The 14,031-nt window shown below is 73.8% G+C and carries 16 protein-coding genes; 12 read left to right on the top strand and 4 right to left on the bottom strand.

Annotation, left to right across the window (positions count from 1 at the left end; genetic code table 11):
• Nucleotides 1-14 precede the first annotated feature (14 nt).
• The 7 genes from ADK64_RS48380 to ADK64_RS09590 all read left to right on the top strand — a co-directional run bounded on the left by ADK64_RS48380 (nt 15) and on the right by ADK64_RS09590 (nt 5,271).
• Nucleotides 15-635, top strand: coding sequence for an MFS transporter (locus tag ADK64_RS48380; RefSeq protein ID WP_267888535.1), 621 nt, complete (start codon nt 15-17; stop codon nt 633-635).
• Nucleotides 533-1,249 (top strand): MFS transporter, encoded by a 717-nt coding sequence (locus tag ADK64_RS48375; RefSeq protein ID WP_267888534.1) that lies wholly within the window; start codon nt 533-535, stop codon nt 1,247-1,249. Before ADK64_RS48380 ends, ADK64_RS48375 begins: the two co-directional genes overlap by 103 nt.
• A 4-nt stretch (nt 1,250-1,253) precedes the next feature.
• A complete protein-coding gene (locus tag ADK64_RS09610; protein ID WP_053657045.1) occupies nt 1,254-2,240 on the top strand; it encodes an NADPH:quinone reductase in 987 nt (328 codons plus the stop codon).
• Between the two features lie 203 nt (nt 2,241-2,443).
• Entirely contained in the window at nt 2,444-3,064 is a 621-nt protein-coding gene (locus ADK64_RS09605; protein WP_053657044.1) for a phosphatase PAP2 family protein, read from the top strand.
• 168 nt (nt 3,065-3,232) lie between these two features.
• Complete coding sequence (locus ADK64_RS09600) at nt 3,233-3,853, top strand: class I SAM-dependent methyltransferase (protein ID WP_199829551.1); 621 nt, start codon at nt 3,233-3,235, stop codon at nt 3,851-3,853.
• A gap of 218 nt (nt 3,854-4,071) precedes the next feature.
• Nucleotides 4,072-4,584, top strand: coding sequence for a GNAT family N-acetyltransferase (locus tag ADK64_RS09595; RefSeq protein ID WP_053657042.1), 513 nt, complete (start codon nt 4,072-4,074; stop codon nt 4,582-4,584).
• Nucleotides 4,585-4,722: 138 nt separating this feature from the next.
• Complete coding sequence (locus tag ADK64_RS09590) at nt 4,723-5,271, top strand: HD domain-containing protein (protein WP_234384511.1); 549 nt, start codon at nt 4,723-4,725, stop codon at nt 5,269-5,271.
• Here the strand turns inward: ADK64_RS09590 and ADK64_RS09585 are convergent.
• Genes ADK64_RS09585 through ADK64_RS09570 form a run of 4 tightly spaced genes read right to left on the bottom strand, consistent with a single transcriptional unit; the run spans nt 5,268 to nt 8,687 of the window.
• Nucleotides 5,268-6,302, bottom strand: coding sequence for a DUF2891 domain-containing protein (locus ADK64_RS09585; RefSeq protein WP_053657038.1), 1,035 nt, complete (start codon nt 6,300-6,302; stop codon nt 5,268-5,270). The two genes, ADK64_RS09590 and ADK64_RS09585, sit on opposite strands and share 4 nt — an antisense overlap.
• A complete protein-coding gene (gene pcp / locus ADK64_RS09580; RefSeq protein WP_053657036.1) occupies nt 6,302-6,952 on the bottom strand; it encodes a pyroglutamyl-peptidase I in 651 nt (216 codons plus the stop codon). Before pcp ends, ADK64_RS09585 begins: the two co-directional genes overlap by 1 nt.
• A gap of 44 nt (nt 6,953-6,996) precedes the next feature.
• Nucleotides 6,997-7,971, bottom strand: coding sequence for a DUF979 domain-containing protein (locus ADK64_RS09575; RefSeq protein ID WP_053657034.1), 975 nt, complete (start codon nt 7,969-7,971; stop codon nt 6,997-6,999).
• Nucleotides 7,968-8,687, bottom strand: coding sequence for a DUF969 domain-containing protein (locus ADK64_RS09570; protein ID WP_053657032.1), 720 nt, complete (start codon nt 8,685-8,687; stop codon nt 7,968-7,970). The genes ADK64_RS09575 and ADK64_RS09570 overlap by 4 nt, the downstream gene beginning before the upstream one ends.
• A gap of 174 nt (nt 8,688-8,861) precedes the next feature.
• Here ADK64_RS09570 and ADK64_RS09565 point away from each other — a divergent pair, with 174 nt between their 5' ends.
• The 5 genes from ADK64_RS09565 (at nt 8,862) to ADK64_RS09545 (ending at nt 14,024) form a co-directional block, all read left to right on the top strand.
• Entirely contained in the window at nt 8,862-9,614 is a 753-nt protein-coding gene (locus ADK64_RS09565) for a LamB/YcsF family protein (protein WP_053657030.1), read from the top strand.
• Nucleotides 9,611-10,258, top strand: coding sequence for a 5-oxoprolinase subunit B family protein (locus ADK64_RS09560; RefSeq protein WP_053657028.1), 648 nt, complete (start codon nt 9,611-9,613; stop codon nt 10,256-10,258). Before ADK64_RS09565 ends, ADK64_RS09560 begins: the two co-directional genes overlap by 4 nt.
• Nucleotides 10,255-11,112, top strand: a complete 858-nt coding sequence (locus ADK64_RS09555; protein WP_053657026.1) for a biotin-dependent carboxyltransferase family protein — start codon at nt 10,255-10,257, stop codon at nt 11,110-11,112. Before ADK64_RS09560 ends, ADK64_RS09555 begins: the two co-directional genes overlap by 4 nt.
• 74 nt (nt 11,113-11,186) lie before the next feature.
• Nucleotides 11,187-13,388 carry an FUSC family protein gene (locus tag ADK64_RS09550; RefSeq protein WP_234384510.1) on the top strand — a complete coding sequence of 734 codons (2,202 nt, stop codon included), beginning with the start codon at nt 11,187-11,189 and terminating at the stop codon, nt 13,386-13,388.
• A gap of 72 nt (nt 13,389-13,460) precedes the next feature.
• A complete protein-coding gene (locus ADK64_RS09545) occupies nt 13,461-14,024 on the top strand; it encodes a hypothetical protein (RefSeq protein ID WP_053657024.1) in 564 nt (187 codons plus the stop codon).
• Nucleotides 14,025-14,031 lie beyond the last annotated feature (7 nt).

The following is a 14,031-nucleotide window of genomic DNA, read 5'->3' as shown; positions in this document are numbered from 1 at the left end:
CGCGGCTCGGGCTCTTGCGCGATCCGGATTTCAGGCGGCTGTCCGCCGCCACGGCGCTGGGCCAGCTGGGCGACCGCATCATTTTCCTGGCTCTGCCGCTGGTGGGAATCGTGGCCTTGAACGCCGACGAATTCCAGGTCGGCATGCTGACCGCGATGACCACGGCGGGCTCGCTCCTGGTCGGGCTGCCGGCCGGCGCATGGGTGGACCACATGCGGAAGCGCTCGGTCATGATCAGCACCGATCTGGTGCGCGCGCTGCTCCTGCTGTCGGTACCGCTGGCGTGGTGGGCGCACCTGCTGACGATCCGGTGGCTCTACGCACTGGCTCTGGCACACGGCCTGCTGACCGTCTTCTTCGATGTCGCGTACGTCAGCTGTCTGCCGCATCTGGTGGGGCGCGACCACCTGGTGGAGGGAAACGCGAAACTCTCGGCCATACGCTCGGTGACCAGCATCGGCGGGCCGGCGGTGGCGGGCCCGCTGGTCGGCTGGTTCGGGGCCCCGTGGCGCTGGTGGCGAGTTCGGTCGGAATGGCCGCATCGGGGCTCATCACCATCGGCATCCGCTCGCGGGAGGAGCGGCCCGAGCCGGGCGAGCACCGCGCATGGTCGCGAGACATCACAGAAGGGCTGAAGTTCGTTCGCCGGCATCCCGCCCTGCTGGCGACCATGACGGGGGACGCGATGTTCAACCTCTTCCTGATCATGTACCAGACCATGTTGCTGGTCTTCCTGGAGAGGAATATCGGCCTCGGGTCCTTCGCCATCGGACTCGTCCTTTCGGGCATGGGCTGTGGTGCCCTGTTGGGCGCCCTGCTGGCGGGCCGGCTCGCGCGCCGGCTCGGGCAGGGCCGGGTCATCTGGCTGGCACCGCTGGTGACCTGTCCGCCGACCGCCCTGATGCCGCTGGCGCGGCCGGGCTGGAGCGTGTGGGCGGCGGCGATCGGGCTCGCCGCCCTCTCCCTGGGCGGAGTCGTCAGCTTCGTGGCCCAGTCGAGCCTCCAGCTGGCCCTGACACCGGACCGGCTGCTGGGCCGGATGAGCGCGACGGCCCGGTTCGTGTCCTGGGGCGGTATTCCGCTGGGGGGAGTCCTCGGCGGAGTCTCGGGTTCGGTGTGCGGGGCGACGGTCACGCTGTGGATCGGCGCGGTGGGCATGACGCTGAGCTTCCTGCCCGGCCGCCGGGTCTGGTCCGGGTGCCGTGCCGGGTCTGCCGTTCACGGCGCAAGCCCAGGTGGAACCATGTGATGTCATGCGTGCTGCCTACATTGAGAAGCTGGGTTCCGCCGACGTCATCCGGTACGGCGAGGTGCCGGCACCGGTGCCCGGTCCCACCGACGTACGGGTGAACGTCCTGGCCACGGCGGTCAACCACGTGGACACGTTCGTCCGTTCGGGGCTTTTCCCCACCCAGCTGGCCTTCCCCTTCGTCGTCGGCCGCGACCTGGTCGGAACGGTGGCCGAGGTGGGGCCCGGCGTCACCGGGTTCCGGGTCGGGGAACGGGTGTGGTGCAACAGCCTCGGACACGAGGGCCGGCAGGGCGCGGCGGCGGAGCAGGCGGTGGTGGCGGCCGACCGGCTGTACCACCTGCCCGACGGCGTCGACCCCTGTGCCGCCGTGGCGGTCCTCCATCCGGGGGCGACCGCGTACCTGGCGCTGTTCACGCACGGGCGCCTGAGCGTGGGTGAGACCGTGGTGGTCGCGGGAGCCGCGGGCCAGGTGGGCAGTGCGCTGGTGACGATGGCGGCGCGGGCCGGCGCCCGTGTCCTCGCGACGGCCGGCGCACACGACGCGTCGTACTGTGCGGAGTCGGGCGCGGCCGAGGTGTTCGACTACCGTGCCCCGGACCTGGCCGCGAGGATCCGCGCCGCGGCTCCGTCGGGCGTCGACCTCTACCTGGACACCGCCGGCGTCAACGACCTGGAGACCTCCGTCGAGCTGCTCGCCCGGCGGGGCCGCATCGTGCTGCTGGCCGGCGCCGGCACCCGCCCCGTGCTGCCCGTCGGCCCGCTGTACATGAACGACCGCTCCGTCGTGGGGTTCGTGATCTCCCACGCGACCTCCGACGAACTCGCCGAGGCCGCCGGGTACCTCAACGATCTGCTCGGCCGGGGTGCCCTGCACCCGCGCCGGATCGAGGTGCTCCCGCTGAGCGCGGCCGCCGGCGTGCACGCCAGGCTGGAGCGGGGCGAGCTGCGCGGACGGCGCGCGGTCCTGCGCACGGACGTCGACGGCTGACCGCCTGCGGTACCGGGCGTCCGCCCCAGGGGAGCTGCTGCCGGATCTCCCGGTGAGTGAACCGATCTCCACCTGATAGCGTCTACGTACCTGTAGACGTTCATGTTTCGGACGGCTGCGAGTCATCTGTACGTCCACTCGGTGCCCCCCTGCCTTCTCTGGGGCGCACCTCGCACGTGAACCACGGCCCGGAGATCCGCTTGATGACGACTTCCTCCCCGACTGCCCAGGCGCTCGACGGCGCGGCCATCGACGGCGGCCTGTACACCGAGGTCACCGACTTCGCCCGGCACACGCACTGGCTGAACGGGATCGCGTCGGCGTACGGCACGTACGGCTTCGCAGTCTTCGTGCTGCTCCTGCTGATCGCCTGGTGGCGGGCCCGGCGCCAGGGGAGTGCCGCGATGGCCGCCGTGCTGGCCACGCCGTTCGTCGTCGTCCTCGCCTATGTGCTCAACAGCGGGATCAAGGTCGTCTTCCAGGAACCGCGGCCGTGCCGCGCGCTGCCCCACGACTTCCTCATCGAGGCGTGCCCGGCCCCCGACGACTACGCCTTTCCCAGCAACCACACCACCGTCGCCTTCGCCTTCGCGGTGGCACTCGTCCTCCTCAACCGGTGGCTCGGTTCCGTCGCCCTGCTCGCAGCCGTCGTGATGGCGGCCTCACGCGTCTACGTCGGTGCCCACTACCCGCACGACGTCGCGGTGGGAGCCCTGGTCGGCAGCGTCGTCGCCCTCGTCGGGATCCTCGTGGCACGCCGCTTCGCGCCACCCTTGGTGGACCGGCTGCGCGAGGGAGCGCTGCGCCCGCTGCTCGGCTCGTAGGGTCGGAGCCGCCGCGAGCGCCGGGAGGTCGTACACGGCCGTGCGCGTCGCAGCCCCGGCGCCGAGCCGGGACCGTCCGGTCCGGCGCTACGGTCGATGGACCGGGCGTTGCCGGCACGGGAACCCGGGGACGGCTCCGTGCGGCGGCAGCGCGGGAAGGCCGTGGGCATGACCGGACCCGCCTCGCGTGGCGCCGCGGACGCCGCGCACCCCTGGCAGTGGCCGGACGACCCGTACACCGTCCGCCCGCCCTGGGGGAGCGGACACCCCCCGTCGGCCTTTCTCGGCCTCGCCCGGTCCGGCGCCGTCCGGGGACGGGTCCTGGACGTCGGCTGCGGGACCGGGGAGCACGTGCTCATGTGCGCCGGCCTCGGCCTCGACGCGACCGGCATCGACCTTGCGGCCACCGCTCCGCGCACCACCGGGGACAAGGCGCGTCGGTACTGCGCCCACGCCCGGTTTCCGCACCACGACGCACGCAGTCCGGCGGACCTGGGGGAGCGGTTCGACACGGTGCTGGACTGCGGCATGCTCCATCTGCCGGATCCGGACGACCGCCCGGCCTTCACCGCGGGCCTGCGAGCGGTGCTGCACCCCGGCGGCCGTTCCTTGCCGCTGTGCTTCAGCGACCGGGAGCCCCGGACCCTCGGCACCGCGGGCCCGCACCGGCTGACGCGGGACGACCTCACGGACACGTTCGCCGACGGCCTGCACGTCGACTGCACGGTGCCCGCCACCATCGAGATCATCCTGGACGGGCCGGCATCCAGGCCTGGCTCGCCGCGATGACGAGGGAACGGGCCCGCTAGACTGCCCGGGTTCGTATGTGAGCCGGAGCCGCGAAGCAGGGGAGGTGGGGTTGATGACCGCGTTCGAGGCCACCCTGCGCAGTGCCCGGGTCTCCCTCACGTCCCGGGCCGTGGCCTGACCTCGTTCTGTCCGCCCTTGCCGGGAGCGTGAGCCCGCGGGGCCCCGTACGAACACAGCGAAACGGAACCTCATCCCTCATGCGTCACCACTGGATCACGCGTGCCGAGACCGGCACCGACATCTCCGCCGTCCGTGAGATCAACCTGACCGCGTTCCCCACCGCCGAGGAGGCCGACCTCGTCGACGCCCTGCGCGGGGACCCGGCCGCGTGGATCGAGGGGCTGTCCGTCGTCAGCACCGACGACGACGGCACGCCGGTCGGACACGCCCTGCTGACCCGTTGCCACATCGACGACGTCCCGGCTCTGTGTCTGGCGCCCGTCGCCGTACGCCCCGCCCACCAGCGCACCGGCGCCGGTACGGCAGCCGTACGCGCCGTCCTTTTGGCCGCCGGGGACCTGGGCGAGCGGTACGTCGTCGTGCTCGGACATCCGGCGTACTACCCGCGCTTCGGCTTCACCCGGGCCTCGGCCCACGGCATCGGCATCAGCATCGATGTTCCGGACGAGGCACTGATGGCCCTCGCCCTCGGCGACGGCCATCCGCTGCCCAGCGGCACCGTCCGCTACGCCGCCCCGTTCGGCATCTGACCCGCCCCGCCGGGCGGGGGCAGCCCGGCCCCCGCCCGGCTCAGCCCGCCTGCCCGGGGACGGCCCCGAACGTCGCCGGGCAGCGGGCGTACACCCTGACGTCACCGGCCGTCCGCCCGAGTGCGGCAGTGTGGCCGTGTGACGTACGACCCCATAGCGTCCGTGGACGCGCTCATGACCCTGCTGGCCGACTGCGAGGATGTCTGGGACACGCCGGACCGGTCGGGTGATCCCGTGGACATCCTCGACCACGGTCTCCAGGTCGCCGCCGTGCTGGCCGAGCGCCACCCGGACGACGAGGAACTCCAGGTGGCCGGGCTCGTCCACGACATCGGCCACTACCTGGTGCCCGCCGATGAGGAGGGGCACGGCCGGCATGCCGCGACGGCGGTCGAGGGGCTCCTGGGGGCGCGGGTCGCCCGGCTCGTCGCCGCGCACATCCCGGCCAAGCGCTATCTGGCGGTGGCCGACCCGCAGCTCGTGCTGTCACCGGAGAGCGCCCGCACACTCGGCTGCCAGGGCGGACCCATGACCCCGCAGGAAGTCGCCGCCTTCGAGGCGGATCCCGACTTCGCGTCGGCCGTCGCCCTGCGTCGCGCCGATGACGCGGGGAAGGTGGTGGGTCTTCGGGCGGCGCCGTTGGAGTCGTGGCGTCCGGTGGTGCGTCGGGTCGCGGCCGGGCGTTAGCCGGACGCGGGGACCCGGGCGGGACCGGATCCGGCGTTCAGGGCGAGCACGGCGAAGGTGGCCAGCCAGTGGCCCGTCGTGAAGTCGTCGCGGGTCACGGCGGGCAGCCCGGCCGCCAGGTGGGCCTCGGCCGCCTCCGTCAGGCGGGTGCGGACCGGGCCCTCGGGCAGTGCCCCGGCGATCGAGCGGAGCGCGGCCGCCTTGCTGAGGGTGAGGCCCAGCAGGTGGCCGATCTGCGGGTCGGCGGGGTCGGAGACGGCGGGCACCTCAAGCGGCGGGCAGGGCGCGCCGGTGCGCAGCGCGGGCAGGAAGCCGTCGAGCCACCGCGCGAACCGCCCCGCGTCCAGCACCCTGCGCATCGCGTCCGCCTCGGTCAGCGCCGGGGACAGGAAGTCCTGGCCGGAGGGTTCCCAGTGCACGGGAGCGTCGTGGTCGTCGGCGAACCAGGCCAGCAGACGCTGTCGTACGGCCTCGGCTGTCGCGGTGGACAGCTCGCCCGTGTCGAGCAGGAGCCCGAGGGCGAAGGCGCTGTTGGGGTGGTTGCCGTGGCGCACGGGATACGTGGCCTTGGGGAGCCACTCGGCCAGCAGGGCTTCGACGGCGGCGGTTCCCGGTGCCAGGGCCTTGGTCCAACGGGCGCCTGCCGCACCCCCGTACGCCCGGCATTCGGCGGCGAGCGCCATCAGCCAGGCCCAGCCGTACGGCCGCTCGAAGGAGGGGCGAGCCCGCAGGTAGGCGGCCTCGGTCGCGATGTTCCCGTAGGTGAGGTGCCGGTCGAGGACGGCCAGGGCCGGCGCGGTCTCCGGGAAGGCGGGCGCGTCTGGGTGGCGGCGTAGCAGACGGACCAGCAGCCAGTGCATATGGACCGCGGAGTGCCAGTCGTAGGCGCCGTGGAAGGCGGGGTGCAGGGCTCTCGGCCGTACCTCCTCGTCCGGTGAAGTCATCAGATGGGTCAGGGAGTGGGGGTACTCCCGCATGACGTTCGCGAGGGCGATCCGGGCGAAGGGGGCCGCGTGGGCGGTGAGCGGCATCAGTGGGTGGCTCCCTCGGTGACCCTCAGGTCCTGGCCGGCGGGGGTGGTGGCCGCGGCGCCCAGCAGGGCGCGCAGGCCGCGCGCGACCGTGGCGGGCTCCAGGGCCGGGGCGGTGCCGTCGGTGATCTGCTCCGGCGCCCACGGCACGTGCACGAAACCGCCCCGGACGTGCGGGAGTTCGGTGGCGATGAGATGGCCGAGGCCGTACGCGACGTGGTTGCAGACGAACGTGCCGGCCGTGTGCGAGACGGCGGCCGGGACCCCGGCCGCGCGCAGGGCGGCGACGCAGGTCTTCACGGGGAGGGACGAGAAGTACGCGGCGGGGCCGTCCGGGACCACGGGCTCGTCGACGGGCCTGCGGCCCGCGTTGTCGGGGATCCGCGCGTCGTCGAGGTTGATGGCGACGCGCTCGACCGTGACACCGGGGCGGCCGCCCGCCTGGCCCAGGCACAGGACCAGGTCGGGGGCCGAGGCGCGGACGGCCGCGCGCAGTACCTCGACGGACTCGCCGAAGACACAGGGCAGTTCGGTGGCGGTGACCGTGAGCCCCGCGGGCGGCTCGGCGGCCACGAGCGAGGCCGCCTGCCAGGACGGGTTCACACTCTGGCCGTCGAAGGGGGCGAAGCCGGTGACGAGCACACGGGTCATGGCACTTCCTTCACGAGGAACACAGGGGCAGGAGCCGGCACGGGTCAGAACGCGCAGAGCGCCATGATCACGGTGGAGCAGACCAGCAGCGCGAGCGCCGTCGGGATCTGGGCCTTGATCGGGCCGTACTGGTCCTTCAGTTCGAGCAGGGTGGCCGGGACGATGTTGAAGTTGGCGGCCATCGGGGTGCACAGCGTTCCCGAGAAACCGGCCAGCATGCCGATCGCGAGGACCGCCGGCTCGTCGCCGTGCATCTGCTCGATCAGGACCGGCCAGCCGATCGCCGCGGTCATCACCGGGAACGCCGCGAACGCGTTGCCCATGATCACGGTGAACAGGAACATGCCGACGCAGTACGCCACCACGGCGAGGTACGTGGAGTTGTCCGGCAGGACGTCGTGCACGATCTTGCCGACCTGGGTGCCGACCCCGGCCAGCGCGAAGATCGAGCCGAGGACGGCGAGGAGCTGGGGCAGCAGCAGCGCGGAGCCCATCGCCTCCAGCATGGAGCGGCCGGAGTGCAGCGGTACGGACAGCTTGCGCTCGCCGGTGACCAGCATGCCGACGACGAGCGCGACCAGGCAGCCGAGGCCGAGCCCGATGAGGGTGGCCTTGCCCGTCTCGAACAGGCCGGACGTGTCGAGCAGGGAGGCGCACACGATGGCGACGAGCGGGATCGTCAGCGCGGGGATGAAGATCTTGCTGCCGAGCCGGCTCGCGGAGGCCTCGCGTTCCTCGGCGGTGCTGGTGACGGGCTCGCCCTTGCCGAGGAAGTTGAAGCCGGCGAGCACGATGAGGGCGAGGACGGCGACGCCGAGCGGTTCGGCGGGCAGGGTCCAGCCGCCGCCCGGCGCCGTGGCGTTGGCGACTCCGGTGCCGTAGGGGAAGGTGAGCCCGAGCAGGCCCCAGAAGGCGGCGGAGGTCCAGCGCCTGGGATTGCTGCGGTCGGCGGCCATCTGCACGGCCATGACGACGAAGACGAGGCCCATCAGCCAGTAGAGCCATTCGACCTTGATCACTTGTCGGTTCCCTTCGGCAGCGGCAGCTCGTGTTCGGCGTGGGCGAGTGCCATCTCCCGCTGCAACTGCCGGTCCAGGAGCAGCAGTCGGGCGCCGTGGACGAGGAAGGCGCACACGGCGAGCGGGACCGCCCACAGGGCCAGCTGGGTGGGTTCGAGACTCTGGTGGTACGTCGAGTTCACGAAGCCGGTGATCAGCAGGATCGAGCCGATCGCGATGAAGCAGTCCTCGCCGAAGAAGAGGCCCACGGTGTCGGCGGACGCGGCGTAGGAGCGCACCTTCTCGCGCAGGCGGTCGGGCAGCGCGGCGCCCGTCGTGCGTTCGGCGGCGGCCTCGGCCATGGGCGCGACGAGCGGCCGTACGGTCTGCGCGGGACCGCCGATGCTGTTGAGGCCGAAGGCCGCGGTGATCTGACGGACCAGCAGATAGACGGCGAGGAACCGGCCGGCGCTGAGGCCGGCCAGCCGGCCGATGAGCCGGCGGGCCTGTTCGCGCAGGCCGTAGCGCTCCAGCAGGCCGATCACCGGCAGGACGACGGCGAAGACGGTGACCGAGCGGCTGTCGGCGAAGGACCGGCCGAAGGCCGCGAGGACCTCCCGCGGGTCCATCCCGCCGATCAGCCCGGTGAAGACACCGGCGACGCCCACGACGAGGACGGGATTGCGGCGCGTGACGAATCCGAGGATCACCACGACCACGCCGAGGAGAACGATCATGCGGCGGCCTTCTTCACGCGTGACGGGGCAGGACGCCCGGGCGACGCGGATCCGGGGTTCCGGGTCCGTGGATGGATGCACGGACCCTAGGGGATCGTTGAACGATCGAACAAGGGTTGGAGCAGAAAAATCGATGTCTTGTCGGATCGTTCAACAATCGACTACGTTCGGAAGGTGATCGACCTCAACGCGGACCTCGGTGAGGGCTTCGGCCGCTGGACCCTCACCGACGACGACGCCCTGCTCTCCGTCGTGACCAGCGCCAACGTCGCCTGCGGCTTCCACGCGGGCGACCCCAGCGTGATGCGCCGCGTCTGCGACCTCGCCGCCGAGCGCGGCGTACGGATCGGCGCCCAGGTCTCCTACCGTGATCTGGCCGGCTTCGGCCGGCGCGCCATGGACGTGCCCGGCGACGAACTGGCGGCCGAGACGGCCTACCAGATCGGGGCACTGCGCGTCTTCGCCCAGGCGGCCGGTGCCGAGGTGGCGTACGTCAAGCCGCACGGCGCGCTCTACAACCGCACCGTGCACGACGCCGACCAGGCCGCGGCCGTGGTCGCGGGCGTGAAACTGGCCGGCGGGACGCTGCCGGTGCTCGGCCTGCCCGGGTCACGGCTGCTCGCCGCCGCCGCGGACGCGGGCCTGACGGCCGTACCCGAAGCCTTCGCCGACCGTGCCTACACGCCCGCGGGCACGCTCGTGCCGCGCCGCGAGCCGGGCGCCGTGGTGAGCGACGAGGACGCGGTGGTCCGGCGCGCGCTGGCGTTCGCGGTGGACGGCGCCGTCGAGGCCGTGGACGGTACGACCGTGCCGGTGGCCGCCCGCTCCCTGTGTGTGCATGGCGACACCCCGGGCGCGGCCCGGATCGCCGCCCGGGTGCGCGCGGCCCTGCAGGCGGCCGGGGTCGAGGTCGGGGCCTTCGCATGACCGCCGGCCGGCCCCTCTCGGTGCGCCCCGCCGGGCGGCACGCACTGCTCGTCGAACTGCCGGACGCCGAGCACACCGGGGCCTTCCACGCCGAACTGCTGCGGCGGCGCGCCGCGGGCACCCTGCCGCCGGTCGAGGAGATCGTGCCCGGGGCGCGGACCGTACTCCTGGACGGGGTCCCGCAGCCCGAGCAGCTGGCCCGCCGGATGGCCGGCTGGGACATACCGGCCCGCCCCGCCGACGACGGGGGAGTCGTGGAGATCCCGGTACGGTACGACGGCCCCGACCTGGCCCAGGTGGCCGCCCTGTGGCAGGTCGGCAGCGACGAGGTCGGCGCCCTGCACGCCTCGTACACCTACCGCGTCGCCTTCTGCGGATTCGCCCCCGGCTTCGGCTACCTCACCGGCCTGCCGGCCCGGCTGCACCTGCCGCGCCGCGACACGCCCCGCACCCGGGTGCCGGCCGGTGCCGTGGCCCTCGCCGGTCCCTACAGCGCGGTGTACCCGCGCGCCACCCCCGGCGGCTGGCAGCTGATCGGCACGATGGCGGACCCGGCCCCGCTGTGGGACCTCACCCGCGACGAACCGGCGCTGCTCACCCCGGGCACGCGCGTACGGTTCGTGGCCGAGAGCGGTGCGTCGTGACCGTCAGGCTCACCGTCGTACGACCCGGCGCCCTCACCACGGTCCAGGACCTCGGCCGGCGCGGTCACGCCCACCTGGGCGTCCCCCGCTCCGGCGCCCTCGACGCCCCCGCCATGGCCCTGGCCAACCGGCTGCTGGGCAACGCCCCCGGCGCCGCCGTCCTGGAGGCCACCCTGACCGGCTGCGCCCTGCGCCCCGACCACACCGTGACCGTCGTGGTCGGCGGCGCGCCCTGCCCGGTGACGGTCGACGGGCGCCCCGCGGCCTGGGGAGCGCCCGTACGCGTGCCCGCCGGTGCCGTCCTGGACGCGGGCGGTGTGACGGCGGGCGTACGGGCGTACGTCGCCGTCGCCGGCGGCATCGCCGTCGAGCCCGTCCTGGGAAGCCGCTCCACGGACCTGCTCTCCGGACTGGGCCCGGCACCGCTGCGCGCGGGGGACGTCCTGCCGCTGGGCGTACCGGGTTCCCCGGAGGTGCCTGCCGACCTCGCCCCCTGGCCCGCACCGCCCCCCGAACTGACCCTGCCGGTGCGGCTCGGCCCCCGCACCGACTGGTTCACCCCGGCGGCACTGCGCACCCTCACCTCGGCGACGTACCGTGTGTCGCAGCACAGCAACCGCATCGGCCTGCGCACCGAAGGGCCGCCGCTGGAGCGCGTGCCGGGCGGCGAGCTGCCCAGCGAGGGCATGGTGCTCGGCGCGGTGCAGGTGCCCCCCGACGGACGCCCGGTGGTGTTCCTGCACGACCACCCGACCACGGGCGGCTACCCGGTGATCGGCGTCGTCGCGGAGACCGCCCTGGCGGCGGCCGCCCAGGCCGCGGCGGGGACGCCGGTCCGCTTCACCCCGGGCTGACCCACCCGACCGCGCCTCCTGCTGGGCCCCGGCCGCGACGTGCCGGGCGCCCGGCACGGGGCGATGCTGTAACCGTGGGTCCTCGTGTCCCCGTCCGTCGGATCGCGGCGGACTACGCTGCCTCGGGCCGACGGGCGGTGCGCGTGACGCTGGTCGCCGCGGCCGGTTTCTACCTCTTCCGCTACGGCCTCGACCGCCCGACCGCGGCCACCTACGCCCTGTTCACCACCGTGTCCCTGGGCGGCATCGCCAGGACCCCCGGCACCGGGCGCCAGCGCGCCGCGCTGGAACTGCGCCTGCTCCCGGTGTGCTGGCTGCTCGTCGTCGTCGGCACCTGGCTGTCCGTGCGGACCTGGAGCGCCGTCGTCGGCATGCTGGTGGTCGGCTTCCTGCTGGCCTTCGCCGCCGTGGGCGGCCCGCGCCTGGCGGGAGCGGCACCGGGCCTGCAACTCCTCTACATCCTCCCGTCCTTCCCGCCCTACGCCCCCGGCACGATCGGCGAGCGTCTGGCCGGGACGACCACCGGACTGGTGCTGCTCGTGGCCGCCGAGGCGCTGCTCTTCCCCGAGCCAAGCCCGCCGCCGTACCAGGAGCGGGCCGCCCGCGCGGCAGGTATGGCCGCGCACTGCGCGACCCTCCTCGCCGCACCGCCCCACGCCCTGACCGACGCGGACGCCCGGGCGGCCCAGGAGACCGGCCGCAGGCTGCGGTCCCAGACCGTGCCGGAGGCGGAACGCCCGGCCGGGCCGGGGATGCGCGACCGTGCCCTCGCGCACACCGGCCTCGCCGCCCGGACCCTCCTCAGCCGCCTCGCCCAACTGCCCGCCCCGCCGGGCGGACACCTCGGACCCGAGGTCACCGCCGTACTGCACGCGACGGCACGGCTGGCCACGGCGACCGAGATGTGCCTGAGCACCGGGCCGTCGCCGGTGGCCCCGTACGAGGACCTGGTCGCGGCACGCGCCCACCTGTCGGCCGTCTCCGCCGGCCCGGCGCCCCCTACGGCATCCGCGCCCGTCCCCGGAGCCCGCACACCGCAGTTCGCGCCCGCCGTGCTGCGCCGGCACGCGGCCGTGCTGGAGATCGCCGACGCCGCCCTCGCCATGGGCGGGGCCGCCGACCTTGCCGCACACGGCCGGCACGCCTCCGTGGAGATCGTCCAGGGCCGCTTCTGGTACGCCACGAGCCGGGCACCCGTCCTGTGGTGGCACCGGGTGCGCGGCCACGCCGGGCGCAGGTCGGTGTTCTTCCAGAACGCGGTCCGGATCGCGCTGGCGCTGACCGCGGCCCGGCTGGTGGCCGGGGTGGACACGCTGCCGCACGGATTCTGGGCCATGCTGGCGACGCTCAGTCTCACCCGGACCACGATGGGCGAGACCTGGAGCACCATCCGTGTGGCGCTCGTGGGCACGCTGGCCGGCGCCCTCGTCACCGCCGCGGCACTGGTGCTGGTCGAGGGTGACACCGCGGTCTACGCCGTCCTCCTCCCGGTGTGGATGCTGTTCGCCTTCACCGTCGGACCGGTCAAGGGTGTCGGCTGGGCGCAGGGACTGTTCACCGTGCTGGTGGCCCTGGTCTTCGCCCAACTGGAGCCTTCTTCATGGCGGTTGGCGGAAGTCAGGGTGCTGGACGTGCTGATCGGCAGCGCGATCGGCGCCGTCTTCGGTCTGCTGGCCTGGCCCCGCGGGGCCCATGACGAGATGCGGTACGCCGCGGCCGAACTCCTGCGCAGGGCGGCCGAGATCGTCGTGGCGACCGGCGCCTCGGTGGCGGGCCCCGGTATCGGAGGGCCGCCACCGCAGGCGCCCGGACACCGGTCGCTGCAACACGCGGTCGTCCTCGCCGAGTCCGCGTACGCGCAGTTCCAGAGCGAGCCGACGCCCTTCGGCGGCCCGGCCCGGGGTGCCGCGCCACGCCACATGGACTGGCAGGCGACGCTGATGGCCGGCCACCACACCCTGTGGGGGTCCGAACGCCTGCTGGAGCCGCCGCTCGCCGTGCTGGGGCCCGCGGCGGCCGAGTCCGCCGGCGGGCTCGGGGACCGGGTCGCCGCCCGGATGCTGCTCGTCTCGGCGGCGCTCGATCCCGCGGGCGACACCCCGACCGGACCGCTGCCGCCGATCGACCCGGCCCTTGCGGGGTTCACCGTCGAGCCGCCCGGCGCGCCACGCCTGTACTACGCCGCCGTCTCGTGGCTGGAGTCGCTGATGACGGACCTCGCCCGGATCGCACGCGGCAGCGCCGACACGCCCGCACAAGGCGCGTCCGGGCCGTGACGAGTGCGGCTCTTGCTGGTGCCGCGGAGCGGAGCCTGATAGGCATGGCGTGTGCGATTTGAGAGTGTCCCCATGCCGGCGGGGGTCGAGGCGCGCCCCCGGGACGTGCGCGGATATCCCGTTCCGGCGATCACCCCGTGGGAGAACGACGAGCCGCGGTTCGCCCTGACCGACTACGACCGCAGCGCCGAGTGCGCGCGGGGTCGGTTGTGTTCGGTGTGCAACCGGCCCATGCCGCAGGGACCGGTGTGGCGTGTGGTGGGGGCTGCGGAGAGCGCGGCGATCGCCGACGCGCTGGCCGCCGATCGGCCGTACCGCAACCTCGCGCCGACCCTCGAAGGCCCGGGGCACCGTGCGTGCATGCTGTACGCCTCGATGGTGTGCCCGTATCTGGCCCGGCCCAACGCCCGGCGCGGGCTGTCCGCGGCCGAACCGGACGAGATGACCGTGCACGTGGTGCGCGGTGCCGTCCGGGGCGCGATGGGCGCGGTGGTGGGCTTCGCGGAGTTCGAGTACGCCGTCACGAGCAGCCAGGTGCTGTTCCGGTTCCTGGACGTCGTGGAGTTCCTGCCGCACGACACCGCCGACGCCCACCTGGACGAACTGCGGGCCGAGCTGGCCCGGACCGCGAAGTGACCCGCAC

It is taken from the genome of Streptomyces sp. MMG1121, from assembly GCF_001280015.1.
Taxonomy (GTDB): Bacteria; Actinomycetota; Actinomycetes; order Streptomycetales; family Streptomycetaceae; genus Streptomyces.
This window is presented reverse-complemented; position numbering and strand designations above follow the sequence as displayed.